14 protein-coding genes are annotated in these 19,679 nt (G+C 41.9%); 8 read left to right on the top strand and 6 right to left on the bottom strand.

What is annotated here, in order from left to right:
- Window positions 1-52: 52 nt before the first annotated feature.
- Window positions 53-565 (top strand): tetratricopeptide repeat protein, encoded by a 513-nt coding sequence (locus FTU66_RS06285; protein ID WP_131261573.1) that lies wholly within the window; start codon window positions 53-55, stop codon window positions 563-565.
- Between the two features lie 90 nt (window positions 566-655).
- On the opposite strand, the gene FTU66_RS06280 is transcribed toward FTU66_RS06285, so the two are convergent.
- A complete protein-coding gene (locus tag FTU66_RS06280; protein WP_096902396.1) occupies window positions 656-1,162 on the bottom strand; it encodes a cysteine peptidase family C39 domain-containing protein in 507 nt (168 codons plus the stop codon).
- A 220-nt stretch (window positions 1,163-1,382) separates the two neighbouring features.
- Here FTU66_RS06280 and ahcY point away from each other — a divergent pair, with 220 nt between their 5' ends.
- The 6 genes from ahcY (at window position 1,383) to FTU66_RS06250 (ending at window position 11,353) form a co-directional block, all read left to right on the top strand.
- The gene (gene ahcY, locus FTU66_RS06275) at window positions 1,383-2,765 is read left to right on the top strand and encodes an adenosylhomocysteinase (protein WP_004972762.1); all 1,383 of its coding nucleotides are present in this window, start codon (window positions 1,383-1,385) and stop codon (window positions 2,763-2,765) included.
- Window positions 2,766-2,948: 183 nt separating this feature from the next.
- Window positions 2,949-3,785 carry a methylenetetrahydrofolate reductase [NAD(P)H] gene (gene metF, locus FTU66_RS06270; RefSeq protein ID WP_180112487.1) on the top strand — a complete coding sequence of 279 codons (837 nt, stop codon included), beginning with the start codon at window positions 2,949-2,951 and terminating at the stop codon, window positions 3,783-3,785.
- A 41-nt stretch (window positions 3,786-3,826) separates the two neighbouring features.
- Window positions 3,827-4,543 carry a 16S rRNA (uracil(1498)-N(3))-methyltransferase gene (locus FTU66_RS06265; RefSeq protein ID WP_004972758.1) on the top strand — a complete coding sequence of 239 codons (717 nt, stop codon included), beginning with the start codon at window positions 3,827-3,829 and terminating at the stop codon, window positions 4,541-4,543.
- A gap of 188 nt (window positions 4,544-4,731) precedes the next feature.
- Window positions 4,732-7,608 carry an EAL domain-containing protein gene (locus FTU66_RS06260; protein WP_180112486.1) on the top strand — a complete coding sequence of 959 codons (2,877 nt, stop codon included), beginning with the start codon at window positions 4,732-4,734 and terminating at the stop codon, window positions 7,606-7,608.
- A gap of 139 nt (window positions 7,609-7,747) precedes the next feature.
- Window positions 7,748-10,027, top strand: a complete 2,280-nt coding sequence (locus FTU66_RS06255; RefSeq protein ID WP_004972754.1) for an NADP-dependent malic enzyme — start codon at window positions 7,748-7,750, stop codon at window positions 10,025-10,027.
- Window positions 10,028-10,117: 90 nt separating this feature from the next.
- A complete protein-coding gene (locus FTU66_RS06250) occupies window positions 10,118-11,353 on the top strand; it encodes a multifunctional CCA addition/repair protein (RefSeq protein WP_004972751.1) in 1,236 nt (411 codons plus the stop codon).
- A 170-nt stretch (window positions 11,354-11,523) separates the two neighbouring features.
- Here the strand turns inward: FTU66_RS06250 and epmA are convergent, their stop codons facing one another.
- The gene (epmA, locus tag FTU66_RS06245; protein ID WP_096902381.1) at window positions 11,524-12,504 is read right to left on the bottom strand and encodes an EF-P lysine aminoacylase EpmA; all 981 of its coding nucleotides are present in this window, start codon (window positions 12,502-12,504) and stop codon (window positions 11,524-11,526) included.
- A complete protein-coding gene (locus FTU66_RS06240; RefSeq protein WP_004972744.1) occupies window positions 12,501-13,568 on the bottom strand; it encodes a 4-phosphoerythronate dehydrogenase in 1,068 nt (355 codons plus the stop codon). The genes epmA and FTU66_RS06240 overlap by 4 nt, the downstream gene beginning before the upstream one ends.
- Window positions 13,569-13,625: 57 nt before the next feature.
- Between FTU66_RS06240 and FTU66_RS13640 the strand changes: the two genes are divergently transcribed.
- Window positions 13,626-13,751 (top strand): hypothetical protein, encoded by a 126-nt coding sequence (locus tag FTU66_RS13640; RefSeq protein ID WP_004972740.1) that lies wholly within the window; start codon window positions 13,626-13,628, stop codon window positions 13,749-13,751.
- Window positions 13,752-13,777: 26 nt separating this feature from the next.
- Here the strand turns inward: FTU66_RS13640 and purL are convergent, their stop codons facing one another.
- The 3 genes from purL to tagF all read right to left on the bottom strand — a co-directional run bounded on the left by purL (window position 13,778) and on the right by tagF (window position 19,675).
- Window positions 13,778-17,614: a phosphoribosylformylglycinamidine synthase gene (purL, locus tag FTU66_RS06235; protein ID WP_179988931.1), complete on the bottom strand. Its 3,837-nt coding sequence runs from the start codon at window positions 17,612-17,614 to the stop codon at window positions 13,778-13,780.
- A 331-nt stretch (window positions 17,615-17,945) separates the two neighbouring features.
- Entirely contained in the window at window positions 17,946-18,713 is a 768-nt protein-coding gene (locus FTU66_RS06230) for an OmpA family protein (protein WP_180008701.1), read from the bottom strand.
- A 2-nt stretch (window positions 18,714-18,715) separates the two neighbouring features.
- A complete protein-coding gene (tagF, locus tag FTU66_RS06225) occupies window positions 18,716-19,675 on the bottom strand; it encodes a type VI secretion system-associated protein TagF (RefSeq protein ID WP_180008699.1) in 960 nt (319 codons plus the stop codon).
- Window positions 19,676-19,679 lie beyond the last annotated feature (4 nt).

Here is a 19,679-nt window from a genome sequence, read left to right as displayed (position 1 = left end):
GACCTTTTAGGCTATCGCACAATCTTATGTTGTAATTTTGCTGGATGACATTATGTCAGAATCTGTTTCAATCTCCCCTGCGCTAATGAACCGCGCCATTGCAGGACAAGCCGATGCCCAATTTGAAGTGGCGGTGCTGTATATGCAAAGCGATTTTAATGAAGATATTGAACTTGCCGAACAATGGGCGCTCAAAGCTGCCGCAAACGGACATATCGAAGCCATGTATTGGCTTGGTGAAGGCTATACCGTATATGCCAAAGATGTTCTAGAAGATGACCCTGAAGATGCCAAACAACATTTTGAAGATGCTTTTGTCTGGCTCAAAAAAGCCAGTGATGCACAACACCCTGCCGCTATTTTAGAGTTGGCAGGCTACTACCGTCGTGGTGATGTGGTTGAACAAGATGTCGCTCGCTCTGTGGCATTGGTACAGCAAGCAGCAGAATTGGGCGAAGTACAAGCCATGCGAGACCTTGCTTTTATTTATGCAAATGCTTTGGGTGTAGATGCTGACGAAAATAAAGCTGAATATTGGACACAAAAAGCAGACGCAGCGGAGTAATCCCTTTGTCTAGCCAATCAATTGATGGGCTAGACAATTTTTTGCATGACTCGAATCGTCATTGAATAAAGCTTAGACTTTGAATAACACTTAGACTTCGACCACAATTACTTGTCTGCAAATGCCCTCTTGCTGACGCTGTTGTTCAAACACAGCCGCAGGCATCGGCTCAAAACTGTCAAAGAAACAAATTTCAGCATCATCAATTGAATATAGCAATGAGTGATTGCCCACGCCTTCTAAAGTGTCGTAATAGACAATTATAAATTTATTTTCATCAAATGCGTGCTGAATTTGCTGATAGCCGATTGCCGCCAATACAGGCAATTTAAGCTGTTTAGCTTCGGCATAACTTAACTTTTCTGCATCTTGTAAATCTGGGTCAGGGTCAGTATAAAACTGCACATTAAAGCCAAACTTTTTCAGTCCAACAGCCAAGCCAATTGTGGTTGTGCCCTGCTCTGGCGTATAACCACACACTTCAATCAATTGTTGAATATCGGCATCAATTCCTAAGTGTCGTAGCAACATCCACACTGCGTAAATCCCGCCGTTGGCTTCTAAATTTGCCAACTCTTGAGGAAGCTCTAAAGCCATCATTCAATCTCAAAAATATGTTTGTAGTGATAATAAACAAAACATGATTGGAACTGAATCAATTTCCAAGTACAATATCGCGCTAGTCGAGGGATGCTGCGACGTTTTACAGGCACGAAATGTAAAATCGCCAGGCTCGACCAGCATAGCAACGCGTTTGCTATGCAAGAAACGGCATCCGCGAACTGAATGATCAATTGTTTTTTATAAGGAGATCGTGATGAACGCGGTTAATGCTTCATTTACAGATTATAAAGTTGCCGATATCACACTAGCTGATTTTGGTCGTAAAGAAATCAAACTTGCAGAAGCAGAAATGCCAGCCCTTATGGGCTTGCGTAAACGCTACTCAGCTGCAAAACCACTTGCAGGCGCGAAAATTCTCGGCTGTATCCACATGACCATTCAAACTGCTGTTTTAATTGAAACATTGGTTGAATTAGGCGCAGAAGTTCGTTGGACATCTTGTAACATCTTCTCTACTCAAGACCATGCTGCGGCAGCAATTGCAGCATCTGGCGTGCCTGTTTTTGCTTGGAAAGGCGAAACTGAGGAAGAATATGTATGGTGTCTTGAGCAACAAATTAATGTAAACGGCACACCTTGGGATGCCAATATGATTCTGGACGATGGCGGTGACTTAACTGCACTTGTTCACGAGAAATATCCTGCATTATTAGAGCGCATTCACGGCATTACTGAAGAAACCACTACGGGCGTACAACGTCTAATTGAAATGTGGAAAGATGGTTCTTTAAAAGTGCCTGCAATTAACGTCAACGACTCTGTGACTAAATCTAAAAACGACAATAAATACGGTTGCCGTCACTCACTCAACGATGCGATTAAACGTGGTACAGACATGTTATTGTCTGGTCGTCGTGCATTGGTTATTGGTTATGGTGATGTAGGTAAAGGTTCTGCACAATCTTTACGTCAAGAAGGCATGATTGTTCGTGTTTCTGAAATTGACCCAATTTGTGCAATGCAAGCATGTATGGATGGTTACGAAGTTGTATCTCCGTACAAGAATGGCGTACAAACAGGCAATAAAGCAGACGTCAACCTAGAGCTTTTAGAAAATACTGACTTGATTGTGACTACAACAGGTAACTATCACGTGTGCGACGCAGCAATGCTAGATACACTTAAAGCAGGCGCTGTTGTATGTAACATTGGTCACTTCGATACTGAAATCGACACCAACTACTTACGTGGTTATAAGTGGGTTGAAGTGAAGCCACAAGTACACCAAGTGTATCGTTCAGAAAACGAAAACGATTATTTAATCTTGCTTTCTGAAGGTCGTTTAGTGAACTTGGGTAACGCAACAGGTCACCCATCACGTATTATGGATGGTTCATTTGCTAACCAAGTATTGGCACAAATGCACTTATTTGCAGAGAAATTTGCCGATCTTCCTGCCGATCAAAAACAAGCGGCAATTCGTGTTGAAATCTTACCAAAAAAACTAGACGAAGAAGTTGCTGCTGCAATGGTTGCTGGTTTTGGTGGTGTATTAACACAATTGACTCAAGTACAAGCGGACTACTTAGGTGTAGCTGTTGAAGGTCCGTTTAAATCGGATGCTTATAAATACTAAGTTTTTAATCCTTCTCCCTAACCCTCTCTCATAGGGAGAGGGAATGATTCATTGTTTAATGAATGTATTCGAGGGTAAGTCCTCTCCTGAGCAAGTTTAAAGCATTGCTTTTAAACCCAGCGCAAGAGAGGATTTAGGAGAGGTGAAAAAATATAAATAAGTATTTATAACAAGGATTTAATCATGACCAAACAAGTTCCTATTTCATTTGAATTTTTCCCATCTAAAACCGATGTAGGTGCAGAAAAACTCAAAGTTGTGCATCAAGAATTACAACTTTTAAATCCAGAGTTTTTTTCTATCACTTATGGTGCAGGTGGTTCTACTCGTGAACGTACTTTATCGACCATTAGCGACTTCAATGGCAAAGGCACACCTGTAGCGCCGCACCTGTCTTGTATTGGTGATGACAAAGCGCGTATTGCTGAATTGCTTGATATTTATAAAGCACAAGGCATTGACCGCATTGTGGCTTTGCGTGGTGATTTACCTTCAGGTCAAGTTGGTTTAGGCGAATTGCCGTATGCGTCTGACTTGGTGCGTTTTATTCGTGAACATTCAGGTGATCATTTTCACATTGAAGTTGCGGCTTATCCTGAAATGCATCCACAAGCAGACCACTTTGATCAAGACATTAAAAACTTTGTCACCAAAATAAATGCTGGTGCCAATGCTGCCATCACCCAGTTCTTTTTTAATCCAGATGCGTACTTTTACTTTGTAGAACGTATTCAAAAGCAAGGTGTGAATATTCCTGTTGCGCCTGGCATTATGCCGATTACCAATGCCAGCAATTTAATTCGCTTTGCAGATGGTACAGGTGCAGAAATTCCACGCTGGATTCGTAAGCAATTAGCAACCTATGGTGATGACACAGCTTCAATCAAAGCCTTTGGTCATGAAGTGATTATTAAACTGTGCGAACGCCTGATTGCAGGTGGTGCACCAAGTTTGCATTTTTACACCATGAACAACACCGAACCGACTCGTCAATTAGTGACAGATCTTGGTTTGGCTTAAGCTGTATTTTTCATATTTATTGACTTGAACGAGTAATCCCTATGCCCCGTTTTTATATTGAGGCTGAATTAGCAGTAGATACACAAGTTGAACTGACTGAAACAGTATTTCATCACTGGGTGAAAGTACTACGCGCACAAGTCGGTGAAACCGCCACCTTGTTCAATGGGCAAGGTGGTGAATATGAAGTGGAACTGGTTGAAGTTACCAAAAAAACAGCGCAAGTGCAGATTAAAAGTTTTAATCCAGACAATCGCATCCCAAGCTTTAGCGCCTTATTAGGACAAGTAATGAGCAAAGGCGATCGTATGGATTATGCGATTCAAAAAGCGGTAGAGCTTGGCGTGACTAACATTCAGTTGCTCACCTCTGAACGCTGTGAAATGCGCTTAAAATATGACCGCGATCAAAAAAAATTAGATCATTGGCAAGGCATTGCCATTGCAGCCTGTGAACAATGTGGCATGAATATCGTACCGAAAATTTTAGCCCCACTACGTTTAGAGGACTGGCTGAATAGTGACCTTCCTACCACCAAATTAGTGTTAGCACCGAATAAAGATCAAGTAGATGTGCTAAACAATGTCAGTAAAGATTTGGCTTTATTAATTGGGCCTGAAGGTGGTTTAAGCGAAACAGAAATTAGCGCTGCCAATGCGGTTGGCTTTCAAAACTGGTGTATTGGTACTCGGGTATTACGCACTGAAACCGCACCTGTGGTTGCTTTAGCTCTCTTAAATTATCGCTTGGCCGAGTAATTTATCCGTTTTTACAGAAATCGATTGCCAATAACATTGCAATTTATAAAGTACAGGATTAATCTCGAACAATATATTAAAAAATTTGCATAAAATTTAAACACAAAACAGCAATATTTTATGCATGAACGTGATGTTATTTAAGAAAATATAAATGTTGGAATCATTTAACTAGATTTTGGGGAAGTATGTCAGACGCTCAAGATGAATTGTTGCAGCAATACTTAGATGCTGCGCAAATCACCAATACCATTCGGCTTATTCGATTCTTTTTGGTCAGCATCCTGATTGTTTGCCTGTATGTGTTTTTTATTTATCAAATTTCTTTCTCACATTCATCACCCTACCTCAATATCTGGTTTATTCTCACTGAACTGACCATTGGTTCGTGTTTACTGCTCACAGCAGTTCACTTTAAAGTGGGACAATATCAACTCCAACAAGCACATCGTTGGTTAAAATTGGTGTGTTTCTTGATCGGAACAGCAATCGCGGTTGGGGTAAGTTTACTGTATTACTTTTTACCTCAGCAAAACCCTGAACTGAGCAACTATGAAGCGATTATTTTAGCGGCCTTATTAATTATTGTGAGTCAAACCTTTGCCCTCACCTTTTTAACGCAGCGCTTGAGTTATTTTTGCTGGGTATTCATTCCAGTGATTACACCCTATATTGTCGCACAGTTTTTAGTTCACTCCGAAACTTCCGCTTTCTTTTTTCTCGCGACAAATTTTGCCTTAATTACCTTACTGATTTGTGCCAATACTTCAATGCACATGCATCGTCGTTTATCGAGCGTCTATTTTAAGAACGACCAACTCAAAAAAGCCGCAGAGCAACAAGTCGGCTGGACAGATCAACTCTGCCAACAATTACAAGTTGAAATGAACAAGTCCAAAGATATTGAACTTCAACTGCAATTTAACAATCAAATGCTAGAACAAAAAGTAAGAGAACGTACCTTTGACTTAGAACAAACGCACCAAGATTTAATCAATCAACAACATAGTTTAATTTTGGCACATGAAGCCGCAGGTATTAAAGCGTGGGACTGGAATATCCGAGAAAGAAGCATTGTCTTTGGCACTGGCTCACAGCAAACTCGTTTAAAAAATTCCAAAAAGCATCTGAATAAATTACAGCAATTAATTCACCGTGATGATATTGCACACCTTCATCAAACCATGAAAGAGCATTTACGTGGTCAGACAGAACGCTATCAAGCCACTTATCGCATTCAACATAATTCAGGTCAATGGTATTGGGTGCAAGATATTGGGCGGGTAATTGAGCGTGATCCTGTCACCAATAAACCTTTACGCATGGTCGGGGTTCGCCGTGACATTCACCAAGAACGGATTGCACAAGAACGCTTAAAACTCACTGCTAGCGTACTTGAACAAGCAGCTGAAGGTATTTTTATTTTAGATGAAAACCTGCGCTATATTGAAAGCAATCCATTCTATGCACAAATGAGTGGATTTCAACGTGATCATATTATAGGTAAATATCTGTTTGATTTAGTCAAATCCAACAAAGCAAATCCACGCATGACACAAGAGGAAATTGTTCAACAATTACTCAGCAAGGGTGAATATCATACTGAAAGGAATATAAAATTCCGCTCAGGAAAAGAATTAGAAGTTCGTATGCATATCAATGCAGTCAAAGATGAGCAAAACCGTATTATTAATTATATTGGAATTGTGTCTGATTTAACCGAACATAAACTACAAGAACAGCGTTTATCCTATTTAGAAAATTATGATGCGCTGACCGATCTCCCCAATCGTTTTTATTATAATTATCAACTACATCAATATCTTATTTCACAGCAAGATTCATTGCAGCAATTGGCGGTCATTCGACTCAATATTGACCGTTTCAGACCTTTAAACGAATATTTAAGCAATAATGGTGGCGATGAATTACTCCGCCAAGTGGCGCAGCGTTTACGTATCACCAATGCCGAAGCGCTGTTTGTTGCACACTTAAATGGCGATGATTTTGCAATTGTTTATGAAATTTCTCATATTCGCCCTTCAATCGAAGAGCACTGTGAACGTATCACCAAAGCCTTTAATTTGCCGTTTAATGTACAGGGACAAGAACATATTATTACCCTATCGATGGGGGTTTCCCTCTATCCTGAACATGGACGCCAGTTGGATTATCTAAATAATTGTGCTGAACAAGCCTTGTCTGAGGCTAAGCGTTTAGGTGGCAATACCATTAAATATTACACTTTAGACAACACCAAACTGCTAGAGCAGGATGTACATTTAGAGCGTGACTTACGCCAAGCCATTAAAAATGATGAATTAATTGTATATTATCAACCTAAAATTGATTTCCATAATTATCAGGTGATCGGGTTTGAAGCATTGGTGCGCTGGCAGCATCCAACCAAAGGCATTATTCCACCCAACCTATTTATTCCTATTGCTGAACAAACCAGTTTAATTTCCGATATTGGTCGGGTTGTAATTCAACAAACTGCCAAGCAAATTCGTGAATGGAATCTGTTAGGTTTTGATCATATCCAAGTATCGGTTAATGTAGTTGCACAACAACTGCAACGTGGTCAATTGCTGCAAGATTTAGATGATGCGATTAATACCTATCAAATTTCAGGTGCAAGCTTAGAATTAGAAATTACCGAATCCTCTTTAGTGGAAAACTCCACAACCGTGAAGTCTTTATTAGATGAAATTAAACAACGTGATATTCATATCGCCTTAGATGATTTTGGTACAGGCTATTCTTCACTTTCTTACTTAACAGACTTCCCAATTGACAGTTTAAAAATAGACCGTAGCTTTGTTTCTAAAATTGGGAATACCAAACAAGAAGCCATTGTTAGTGCCATGATTGCTATGGGCAAAGCCATGGGCATGAGTGTGGTGGCTGAAGGGATTGAAACTGAGCAACAACTGCAATATTTGCAGAATTTAAATTGTGATATTGCGCAGGGGTATTTATTCTCTAGGCCTTTGCCTGAAAGTGAAGCGACCCAATTTCTAAAAGCCAATTTAGTATCGCGCGCTTATCGCTCCTTAATCTGAAACTAGACCCAAAAGCTCTAAGTTTGTTCTAAAAATAAACAGTGACGTCTGTGCTAAGGGGGCAAGTAATGGTATATTCGATAAGATTCATAAAAAAACCACCAGCATCGCTGGCCAACTTGTCACACACGAGATTCAGATGGACGATCAATCATTAAAACAGCAGGCACTTTACTATCACGAATTTCCAACACCAGGAAAAATCAGCGTTACTCCAAGTAAGCAGCTGGTCAACCAACGTGACTTAGCGCTCGCTTACTCACCAGGTGTCGCAGCACCATGTTTAGAGATTGAACGTGATCCTTCAACAGCTGCACTTTATACCGCTCGCGGTAACTTGGTTGCTGTCGTTAGTAACGGTACAGCAGTATTAGGTTTAGGTAATATCGGTCCTTTGGCGTCTAAACCTGTGATGGAAGGTAAAGGCGTACTCTTTAAAAAGTTTGCTGGTGTCGATGTATTTGACATCGAAATTGCTGAAAATGATCCAGACAAAATTGTAGATATTGTTGCAGCATTAGAACCAACTTTTGGTGGTATCAACCTTGAAGACATCAAGGCGCCAGAATGTTTCTACATTGAGCAAAAACTTCGTGAACGCATGAATATTCCTGTGTTCCACGATGACCAACACGGTACGTCAATCATTGTAGGTTCTGCCCTACTCAATGCCTTGTTACTTAACGGCAAGAAAATTGAAGAAATCAAAATCGTTGCTTCAGGTGCAGGTGCAGCCGCACTGTCTTGTTTAGACCTGTTATGTGCATTGGGCGCGAAAAAAGAAAATATCATTGTTGCGGATTCGCGTGGTCTAATCACCACCAAACGTGAAGGTTTGGATGACTCGAAAAAACGCTATATGCAAGACATTGAAGGAACGCAACTTGCTGATGTAATTAGCGGTGCGGATATGTTCCTTGGTCTTTCTGCAGCGGGTATCTTGACCAAAGCTATGGTCAAAGAAATGGCTGAAAATCCAATTATCTTTGCTTTGGCTAACCCAGACCCAGAAATCTTGCCTGAACATGCGCATGAAGTACGTCCAGATGTGATTATGGCAACAGGTCGTTCGGATTATCCGAACCAAGTTAACAACGCACTTTGCTTCCCGTATATTTTCCGTGGTGCATTAGATGTTGGCGCAACTACCATCAACGAAGAAATGAAAATTGCTTGTGTACACGCAATTGCACGCATGGCACACATTGAAGCAGATGCAGCAACTTATGGTGAAAAATCTGCATCATTTGGTCGTGACTATTTAATTCCACGCCCACTTGATCAGCGTTTAATTCTTGAAATTGCACCTGCAGTTGCTCAGGCAGCAATGGATTCAGGTGTAGCAAGTCGTCCAATTCAAGACTTCTCTGCATACCGTCAGCGTTTGTCTGAGTTTGTATATAACTCGGCATTTATGATGAAGCCTATTTTTGCTCAAGCAAAAACTGATCCTAAACGTATTGCTTATGCAGAAGGTGAAGACTTACGCGTCCTTCGCGCAGTACAAATTGCAGTGGATGAAGGCTTGGCTAAACCAATCCTTGTAGGTCGTACCTCAGTAATTGAAGCGAACATCAAAAAGTTAGGTTTACGTCTTGAACATGGCGTGAATATGGAAATAGTAGACCAGGAAAACAACCCTAACTACGAAAAATTTGCAGATGATTACTACACCATCATGCAGCGTAAAGGCGTTACACCTGAATACGCGCAGCGTGAAGCACGTCGTCGCTCTACCCTCATTGCAGCAATGTTAGTGAAGCATGGTTTAGCCGATGGTATGTTATGTGGTACTTATTCAAGCTACGACATTCACCTTGATTTCGTAAAAAATGTGATTGGTCTAAAAGAAGGTCGTACTAACTTCTTTACCCTTAACGCATTGATGCTTGAAGATCGCAACTTGTTCATTGCCGACACTTATGTCAACACAAACCCAACTGCTGAACAGTTGGCTGAAATGACACTTTTAGCGGCTGAAGAAGTACGCCGTTTTGGTATGACACCACGCGTTGCTCTACTTTCTCACTCAAGTTTTGGTTCTGACCAACAAGACTCTAGCGCACAAAAAATGCGTAAAGTCTTTGAAATCTTGAGTGAGATTGCACCTGAGCTTGAAGTTGAAGGTGAAATGCACGGTGATGCAGCATTAGACGAAAATATCCGTCATTTTGCTTTCCCGAACTCACGCTTCAAAGGTTCTGCAAACTTGTTGATTATGCCGAACTTAGATGCTGCCAATATTTCATTTAACTTGTTGAAATCGACTTCAGGTAACAATGTTACGATTGGCCCTATCTTGTTAGGTGCAGCAAAACCTGTACATATTTTGACTCCGACTGCAACGACACGTCGTGTTGTGAATATGACTGCCCTCACTGTTGCTGAAATTCAACAAACAGCACAAGTTAAAGCATAAACCTATATTTCTGAGTGACTGACTCAGAATTATAGACTTGAGAAAACCTCTATTCTGTAGCATGATTGCTTGAAGAATAGAGGTTTTTTCATGCAAGTTTATTTAGTAGGCGGTGCAGTTCGAGATCACTTACTCGGGCATCCCTATCACGAAAAAGATTATGTTGTCGTTGGCGCAACGCCCGAACAACTTTTGGCTCAAGGCTTTCAACCTGTGGGCAAAGACTTCCCTGTTTTTCTTCATCCTGAAACCAAAGATGAATATGCACTTGCTCGCACTGAGCGCAAATCTGGACACGGTTATCACGGTTTTGAATTTCATACCGACCCAAGCGTGACCTTAGAAGAAGATTTAATCCGTCGTGATTTAACCATTAACGCCATGGCAATGGATAGTGATGGCAATGTCTACGACCCTTACGGTGGACAGCAAGATCTGTGCAATAAAGTGCTGCGCCATGTTTCCAATGCTTTTGTAGAAGACCCGTTACGGGTGCTGCGTATTGCTCGTTTTGCAGCACGTTATCATGCTTTAGGCTTTGTGGTTGCACCTGAAACCTTGTTATTAATGCAAGAGTTGGCAGAATCTGGTGAGTTACATGCGCTGACACCTGAACGCGTATGGAAAGAAACTTCACGTGCCTTAATGGAAGCACGTGCCGATGTTTATTTTGAAACATTGCGTGCCTGTGGTGCTTTAAAAGTTTTATTTCCTGAATTAGATGCTTTATTCGGTATTCCACAGCGTCCTGAATATCACCCTGAAATTGACAGTGGTGTGCACACCATGATGTCACTACAACAAGCCTGTCGTGCCAATTACTCACTCGATGTACGCTTTGCAGTGTTATTGCATGATTTAGGCAAGGCCTTGACCCCTGCCGATGAATTACCACGGCACATTATGCATGAAGAACGTGGGATTCGACCTGTAACGGAAGTGTGTGAACGCCTGCGCGTACCGACCAATACCAAACAACTTGCACTTGCTGTATGTAAAGAGCATTTAAAATGCCACCAAGCATTGAGCTTAAAGCCTGGCACGTTATGGCGCTTATTACAGCGTTTGGATGTCTTGCGTCGTCCTGAGCGTGTAGAAGCCTTTGTACAAGCCTGTGAATGTGACTCTCGTGGGCGTTTAGGTTTGGAAGATCGTGACTATCCGCAAGCGAGCTATATTTTGGAAGCGATTCAAGTGGTACGCAGCATTAAGGCGCAAGACTTACCTGCCGATGTCCAAGGCCCCGATATTGGTGAAATGCTGATTGAACGACGCATTAAAGCGATTGAGCAATTAAAGGCACGTCACTTGGCTGCTACTGCTTAGGCTATTTAGGTCTATAGAACGTCATTACATGCGTTCTTTGATCTATCATTCTTAACCTATTTAAGTCAGCCTAAATTTCTGATCGAAAAGCCGTAATCTTCTAAAATATAGAAGCTACGGCTTTTTAGCTCAAATAAATCCTTCTTGAAATAAGAAACTGTCTTTTGCTTTTAGGCAAGCTGCGCAGGAAAGCTAATCACTTGCTCTAAACGCATCTGCTCAGTTGCAATCATCAATAAGCGATCTATGCCCAAGGCGATACCTGAACATTCAGGCATGTTCGGCAACGCAGCCAATAAATATTCATCAATTGGCATCACATGTAAACCAAGTTGTGCGCGTTCTGCATTATCGGCTTCAAAACGAGAACGCAGCACAGTAGCATCAATCAATTCATCATAGGCATTGGCAAGCTCTAAACCTTCGATATATAGCTCAAAACGGGCTGCGACCAATTCCCCATCATCATCTGTTCTGGTTTTAGCCAAAGATGCTAATTCAGGTGGAAAATCGGTTAAAAATACAGGAGCATCAAAGCCCAAACTTGGTTCTACAAAATGTGAAAACAATAGGTCGATGTAGCCTAGACGGTCATCACCCAAATCCAGATGCAAACCCACACGATGACAGCAGTCTTTCAATTGTTGCAGACTTGCCTGTAAAGGATTTAAATCCAAACGATCCATAAATGCGTGTTTATAACTCAACACTGTTGGACGTACTTCGCCAAAGCGTTGTTTTAACGTCAGATTAAGTAAATCTGTCACCTCAAACATAAGCTCTTTCAGGCTAAATTCGGGACGATACCATTCCAACATGGTAAATTCGCTGTTGTGTTTACGTCCATGCTCATCATCACGAAAGACTTTGCAAATTTGATAAATAGCACCACTACCACTGGCCAATAAACGCTTCATGGCAAATTCAGGTGAGGTCTGTAAATAGTGCGTATGCAATTTGCCCTGCACATGGCGCTGTGCTTGCACTGAAGCCAAATGCACATCTGTCACTCCTGCCTGTGACAAAATTGGCGTTTCAACTTCAAGTACTTCACGTTCCGCAAAAAACTGGCGTATTTGTGCATACAATTGTGCACGTGCGCGCATGCTGTTTAAGTCGCAAGTTGGTTGATATTGGAGATTTGAACTCATGCTTGCGGGCCTCCGTGTGCTGCCCATTCACGACGCAGAGGATAGGTTTTTCTTAAATGATCAAAAGCCTGCTGCTCAACTTTGCCCGCTTTGACACAGGCACGTAAATTGGCATCATCCTGTGCAATATCATAAATTTGACTTAAATGTGCATGCAGACTATTTTTCAAATCTTGGGTTTTGAAATATTGCGCGCAGCTTGGCAATTGAGTTTCAAATTGTTTTGTGGCATCTAAACCAAAATTTTCACAAAAAGCCTGATAAATCATTTGTGTGCCGCGTGCCTTGCCTTCTAGGCTATACCCTGCAATATGCGGGGTTGCCAAAGCAAGCAAATCTAATAATTCTGCAGAGATTTCAGGTTCATATTCAAAAACATCTAATACCACTAAACGCTGAGTATGTTGAATATCCTGCATTAAAGCCGCTTCTTCTACCACTGGCCCACGCGCTGAATTAATCAGAATGGCTTGAGGCTTCATACATGCCAAACGCGCTGCATTAATTAAATGATGAGTAGGATGTTCACCAGTTTCTGTTAATGGCACATGAATGGAAATTGCATCTGCCTGTTGTAATAGTGCATCTAAGTCACATTGCTGCACATTGGGCAACTGCACAAATGGATCGTATGCGATGACATCCCAACCTAATAATTGTGCCATTTTGACCAAGCGCGAGCCGACATTGCCCAGTCCAATAATGCCAAGTTTAAAGTTTTGATTGGCATGTAGTAATTCAGGCTCGAGATGAAGCAATGCGGTAATCACATACTCACTCACCGCCTGCGCATTACAACCTGCCGCATTTGACCATGCAATGCCCTGCTGCTCGATGGCTGGGATATCAAGGTGGTCTGTGCCAATGGTCGCGCTGCCAATAAATTGAAGCGCGGTCTGTTGAATCAATGCTGCATTCACTTGGGTGACGGAACGAACTAGCAGCGCATCAGCATCTTGCACATCTTGATGCGTTAGACGGCGTCCAGCCTTGTGCTCTATTTCTGCCAAATCTGCAAAGAAATAATCGGTATATGCCAGATTTTCATCTGCAATGATTTTCATAACGCCATCCCATGTGTGTTTGCTTGTTTATGATAGCTTGAGTTGTCTAGGATGACTATGATTGTTGAGATTAATGCAGAATTGTTGAACAGCAAGCCGACGATTCATTTAGGTGGAAACATGCACGTCTATATAAAAGTTGCATATTCACAGCAAAAAAATCAGCCACCCGAAGGTGGCTGACTGCTATAGATTAAGCGAGTTAAATCTTAACCAATAAATTTACGCGCATTGCGGAACATACGTAACCATGCACCATCTTCAGTCCATTCTTCAGGTTTCCAAGAATGTTGAAGCGCACGGAAATTACGTTCAGGGTGCGGCATCATAATTGTTGCACGACCATCTTTTGAAGTTACGCCTGAAATACCTTCTGGCGAACCATTCGGGTTCATTGGATAATGTTGAGTCGCATTTCCGTGGCTATCGACATAACGTAAAATCACTTGGTTGCCTGCGTTCAAGGCTGCCAAATTAGCTTCTGGTGCAACGACGCGACCTTCACCATGTGCCACTGCGATTGGTAAAATCGAGCCTTCCATATCTTGCAATAATACAGAGTTTGATTTTTCCACACGGACGTTAACGCTACGCGCTTCAAACACTTCTGAAGTATTGCGATGGAAACGTGGCCACGCTTCTGCACCTGGAATGAGTGGTGCTAATTGTGACAACATTTGACAACCGTTACAGATACCCAGTGAGAACGTTTCTTGACGGTTAAAGAATTTCTCAAACTGGTCGCGTAATTTCGGGTTGAACAAGACTGACTTCGCCCAGCCACCGCCAGCACCTAATACGTCACCGTAAGAGAAACCACCACACGCCACTAAGCCTTCAAAGTCGTCTAAATCGACACGCCCTGCAAGCAAGTCACTCATGTGTACGTCAACGGTGTTAAAGCCGACTTTGTCAAATGCTGCCGCCATTTCTACATGACCGTTTACGCCTTGTTCACGTAAAATCACCATGTTAGGACGACGTGTGTTGATGTATGGCGCTTCAACTGGCTCATTTAAGTCAAATGTCGGTTGAGCAATTAAGCCTTTGTGGTTTTTGTCTGTGATCAAAGCAAATTCTTGATCAGCAGTTTCTGAGTTGTCACGTAAACGCTGGATTTGGTGTGATACTTCACTCCAAGCCGCTTGCAAATCGGCACGTTCAAGCACCAAGCCATTTACAGCAAGTTGGTCTGTGCTATTAACTGTACCGACTACCGAAATCGCATCTTTCAAAGTAGATGCAGCAACTTCAGCAGCTAAGTTAGCCCAGTCTGCTTTAGAGATTTGTAGTACTGCACCAATTTCTTCAGCAAACAATGCCGCAACAGATTGATCTTCTAACGCCACACCTAAACGTGAAGCGAACATCATTTCTGTTACAGTTGCCAATAAACCACCATCACCAATGTCGTGATAAGCTTGAATCAAGCCACGGTTATTCCAGTCTTGTACCAAAGCAAAGAATGCTTTGAATTCGTCAAAGTTATCGACATCTGGTGTTACTGAACCAATAGCTTTATACACTTGCGCTAAAATTGAACCGCCTAAACGGAACTGACCTTTAGACAAGTCAATACGTACCAATACTGAATCGGTATTTTTCAATTCAGGGGTTAGTGTTTTACGTACATCGGTCACTGGTGCAAATGCAGTAATTACACCTGACATTGGTGAAGTTACAGATTTATCAACACCTTCGTCATTCCAAGTGGTACGCATAGACAATGAGTCTTTACCTACTGGAATTGCAATTCCTAGCGCAGGACACATTTCCATACCAATGGCTTTTACACCTTCAAACAAAGCTTGGTCTTCGCCTTTTTGACCTGCTGCTGCCATCCAGTTTGCAGATAATTTAATGTCGCTGATCTGGTCAATTTTGGCTGACATGATATTGGAAATAGATTCTGCCACTGCCAAACGCGCAGATGCTGCAGGGTTTAATAAAGCTACAGGTGGACGTTCACCCATCGCCATTGCTTCACCTGTAAAGCCTTGTAAGCTGGTAGTGGTTACTGCTGCATCTGCAACAGGCACCTGCCATGGGCCAACCAACTGATCACGTGCAACCATACCTGTAATTGAACGGTCACCAATCGTGATTAGGAATGATTTAGAAGCAACAGTTGGATTCTTGATGACACGGTAAATCGCATCTTTCAGATCAGTAACTTGAGCTGCATCAAAATCATCACCTTGACGCTCAATGCTTTCATAAGAACGGCTCATGCGTGGCGTACCACCTAACAAGACCTGCATTGGCATATCTACAGCTTTGTTATTGAACAGTGGATCTTCAACCGTTAAATGACGCGCTTCTGTCGCTTCACCCAATACTGCAAACGGACAACGCTCACGCGCACAGATTGATTCAAATAATTCTAAAGAACTTGGACGGATGGCCAATACATAACGCTCTTGCGCTTCGTTTGACCAAATTTCCATTGGTGACATGCCTGGTTCTAAAGATGGAATCTTACGCAAATCAAGTACAGCACCTAGTTCGTGATCATTCACCAACTCAGGCATTGCGTTCGAAATACCACCTGCACCCACGTCATGCACTGATACGATTGGGTTAGCATCTTCCAAACGCCAGCATGTATCAATCACTTCTTGGCAACGGCGTTCCATTTCTGGGTTTTCACGTTGTACTGAAGCGAAGTCAAGATTTTCACCCATGGTTCCGCTATCTACAGAAGATGCAGCGCCACCGCCTAAACCGATCAACATCGCAGGGCCGCCTAAAACGATTAATAAATCGCCTGGCTGAATTGGGTCTTTTTCGACATGGTCTGGACGAATGTTGCCGTAACCACCTGCAATCATGATTGGTTTATGGAAGCCTTTTACTTCACCATTCACGTTTTGCTCGAAAGTACGGAAGTAACCATTTAACGCAGGACGACCAAATTCGTTGTTAAACGCTGCACCGCCCAATGGGCCTTCAATCATAATTTGTAATGGCGATGCCATACGTGAAGGCTTGCCATAGTTTTCTTCCCAAGGCTGTTCAAAACCAGGAATATTTAAATTCGATACTGTAAAGCCTGTTAAACCTGCTTTTGGTTTACCACCACGACCTGTCGCGCCTTCATCACGGATTTCACCACCCGAACCTGTCGCAGCACCTGCAAATGGTGCAATTGCAGTTGGGTGGTTGTGTGTTTCCACTTTCATAAGAATGTGGGCAGCTTGGCTCTTATATTTATAAACGTAGTGACCTGTTGCAGCATCTTTTTTCGGATAGAAACGCTGCGTATCAAAACCAACAATCACCGAAGCGTTGTCTTTGTAAGCCGACAATACGTCTGTTGGTGATTCTTTATAAGTATTTTTGATCATTTGGAACAATGACAATGGCTGTACTTCGCCATCAATTGTCCATTCAGAACCAAAGATTTTGTGACGGCAGTGCTCAGAGTTGGCTTGTGCAAACATCATCAATTCAATGTCATGCGGATTACGGCCTAACTTGATAAATGCTTCGGTTAAATAATCAATTTCTTCATCAGACAAGGCAAAACCAAACTCACTGTTGGCTTTTACCAATGCCGCTTTGCCTTCACCCAAAATATCAATGCTATTTAAAGGTTTTGGTTCAGTTTCAACAAATAACGCTGCAGCATCGTTAATGTGGTTAAACACACTTTCGGTCATGCGGTCATGCAAAACTTGTTTTACTTCGTTTGAAACGTCTGTAATACCTTTTAAGGTAAACAAAACACCGCGTTCTAGGCGGTGTACAGGCGTATTACAGTTGGCAAAAATATCGGTTGCTTTTGATGACCAAGGAGAAATTGTGCCCACACGTGGTGTCACTAAAATTTGAACTTCATCACTTGCAGCTTGGCGTAATTCAAAAGATGCACCATCGTTTAAAAGCTGTAAAGCAGATTGCTGTTGTTGCTCGTCGAGCGCTTGGTCAAATAAATAAACCCATTGGCTATCGAAAGATTGAACAGAACTCATTGACGCTAAACGGTTTAAGAGTTGAGTTTTCTTAAAAGATGAATGTGCAGGTGCACCGGCAACGATAAACATGCTGATTTTGGCTCCACGGGCTGATCTTTTGGACCATGCCACAATGTGACTTGAAGAGAGCGCATATTCTACTGTGAAATGCCATAATCAGCTAGATGGAAAATGGTTTTCTTGGCGCGTTTCGGCAGTAAAACTTCCGAATGTTGATTTAAAGCCTCTATTTCAGATCAATGTATTCAAGATTCGTGCTTTAAATTGCACAAAGCACTCTCACTGTGGAAATTACTGAATGATTGATGCTGTTTTTATTTTCTATGCCATCTGTTTACACACAGATGCTCTAAAGATCAGGACATGACGCTCAACTTCCGCCTTGCTCAATATCAACTAATCAAAGCACCTCAAATTCAATACGTCGATTTTTCTTACGTCCTTGTGGCGTTGTATTGTCTGCGACAGGCTGATTAGAACCTTGACCTTCGGTGCTTAAATGCGTTATCGCAATACCTTTATCGATCAAATAATTTTTTACCGCGCCTGCACGTGATTGGCTTAACACTATATTTTTATGCGCATCGCCCGAACTGTCTGTATGTCCAACAATTTTCACTTTTTGGGTGCCAACTTGCTTCAATGCCACAGCCATTTCATCCAGAATTTTTTGCCCTACGTCAGTCAAAATTGCACTGCCCGATTCAAACTCAACAATCCTGTTTTTGAGCGCAGCATCCAGCATTTTTTGTTCATACTGACTCCCCGAAAGCTGTGTGTTCAAACGATAAGGCTGCTGTACCAAAGCCTGAAAATTTGCTGTCGTGGCTTGAATTTGATGAGCAGCATTCACTTTTCCTTTCAAATCAACTTGAGTCCCTTTCACACGTAACTGCCCTTGAGAAATCTTTTTTAACTCTGCTGTAATCATACGAGTGACTGAATCATCCCAACCATTCGGTGCAGCAACTGCACGGACTTGAATTTTATCTAACACCTGCGATTCACCATACACAGCTTGCATTTTCGCCAAAATGGCTTGTTTACTTGCTTCGTTTGGCACCACACCTTCTATAACAATGGGCGCTGCATAGATCAAATGACTTTGGACTAAAAAACACAAGCCAATAAGTAGACTTACGCGAATACGTTTTTGATTATTTTTCATATTTATTTATCTAAAAAAGTTTGCCTAAACAGCTTCAAGGCTTGGTTAAGATTTAACTGCCGCTGACAAAGTAATTGTTCCAATGTTGCAAGACCTGCATTTTGTTCTAAATAAGCATCAATCCAAGTGGCTTGAATTAAAGAAACCCAATGTTCACCCTGCATATTTTGAATAAATAGATCGCGCAGCGTCATGACATCAGCCCCCTGAAAATCAATGATCAAAATGGGTGCCTCAAAATGTAGTATCCCCAGCAAAATTTCAGTATGATGCGCGCCTAAAAACCGCCCGATCATGCCCATCCAAAATGCTGCGATTTCAAAGCAATATCGCGGATGATTCAGCGGTAAAATCATCACTTTGTTTAAACGACGAGTGCCATTTTTGAGGACGGGTTGCAGTAAAAGTCCCAACCCAATCATACTCTGAGCCAAGTCATTGACACTGATTTTCATTAATTGTGCCAATGAATGCGTGCTGTGTTTTTCATAAAAGTCTTGGTATTCTTCTGCACTCAAAAGTTGAACCCTATTCGGCAATTGATTCAACAGTTCAAATGACATATTGGGATCACAGATATTGCTTAAGACCTGATTGCGTTGCAATAAATCAGTCCAAATAGCTTTGTAAAAAAACGGCACAAATAATAACTTTTGACTCGGCTGTTCGACCTCAAACAACTGACCCAGTAGCATTGGAAATGCCCGCCCCGAGCTATCTTGGCTCGCCTTTAAATTAACAGCTAAAAACATTGGTTCTGCTGGATGGGCAATCAAAAAATCTAAAGCAGGCAAAGTTGCATAACGCTGTTTAAAATCTGCGCTCTGCATGGCATGTTCCAATGCATTACTAATCCACTGATCGAGCTGCTGAATGAGTTCCGATTGCCCTTTAGACTTTATAAAATCACCACGGGCAGGTATTTTTCCATAATATAAAGGTACGGTTTTTACTGCTTGCATACCC

Origin of the sequence: Acinetobacter sp. YH12131, from assembly GCF_013418635.1 — a bacterium.
GTDB lineage: Bacteria > Pseudomonadota > Gammaproteobacteria > Pseudomonadales > Moraxellaceae > Acinetobacter > Acinetobacter towneri.
This window is presented reverse-complemented; position numbering and strand designations above follow the sequence as displayed.

What these genes read in the sequence shown, in the direction of transcription:
- FTU66_RS06285 (WP_131261573.1), top strand. Translation starts at nt 53, where the DNA reads ATGTCAGAATCTGTTTCAATCTCCCCTGCGCTAATGAACCGCGCCATT.
- FTU66_RS06280 (WP_096902396.1), bottom strand. Translation starts at nt 1,162, where the DNA reads ATGGCTTTAGAGCTTCCTCAAGAGTTGGCAAATTTAGAAGCCAACGGC.
- ahcY (WP_004972762.1), top strand. Translation starts at nt 1,383, where the DNA reads ATGAACGCGGTTAATGCTTCATTTACAGATTATAAAGTTGCCGATATC.
- metF (WP_180112487.1), top strand. Translation starts at nt 2,949, where the DNA reads ATGACCAAACAAGTTCCTATTTCATTTGAATTTTTCCCATCTAAAACC.
- FTU66_RS06265 (WP_004972758.1), top strand. Translation starts at nt 3,827, where the DNA reads ATGCCCCGTTTTTATATTGAGGCTGAATTAGCAGTAGATACACAAGTT.
- FTU66_RS06260 (WP_180112486.1), top strand. Translation starts at nt 4,732, where the DNA reads ATGTCAGACGCTCAAGATGAATTGTTGCAGCAATACTTAGATGCTGCG.
- FTU66_RS06255 (WP_004972754.1), top strand. Translation starts at nt 7,748, where the DNA reads ATGGACGATCAATCATTAAAACAGCAGGCACTTTACTATCACGAATTT.
- FTU66_RS06250 (WP_004972751.1), top strand. Translation starts at nt 10,118, where the DNA reads ATGCAAGTTTATTTAGTAGGCGGTGCAGTTCGAGATCACTTACTCGGG.
- epmA (WP_096902381.1), bottom strand. Translation starts at nt 12,504, where the DNA reads ATGAGTTCAAATCTCCAATATCAACCAACTTGCGACTTAAACAGCATG.
- FTU66_RS06240 (WP_004972744.1), bottom strand. Translation starts at nt 13,568, where the DNA reads ATGAAAATCATTGCAGATGAAAATCTGGCATATACCGATTATTTCTTT.
- FTU66_RS13640 (WP_004972740.1), top strand. Translation starts at nt 13,626, where the DNA reads ATGATTGTTGAGATTAATGCAGAATTGTTGAACAGCAAGCCGACGATT.
- purL (WP_179988931.1), bottom strand. Translation starts at nt 17,614, where the DNA reads ATGTTTATCGTTGCCGGTGCACCTGCACATTCATCTTTTAAGAAAACT.
- FTU66_RS06230 (WP_180008701.1), bottom strand. Translation starts at nt 18,713, where the DNA reads ATGAAAAATAATCAAAAACGTATTCGCGTAAGTCTACTTATTGGCTTG.
- tagF (WP_180008699.1), bottom strand. Translation starts at nt 19,675, where the DNA reads ATGCAAGCAGTAAAAACCGTACCTTTATATTATGGAAAAATACCTGCC.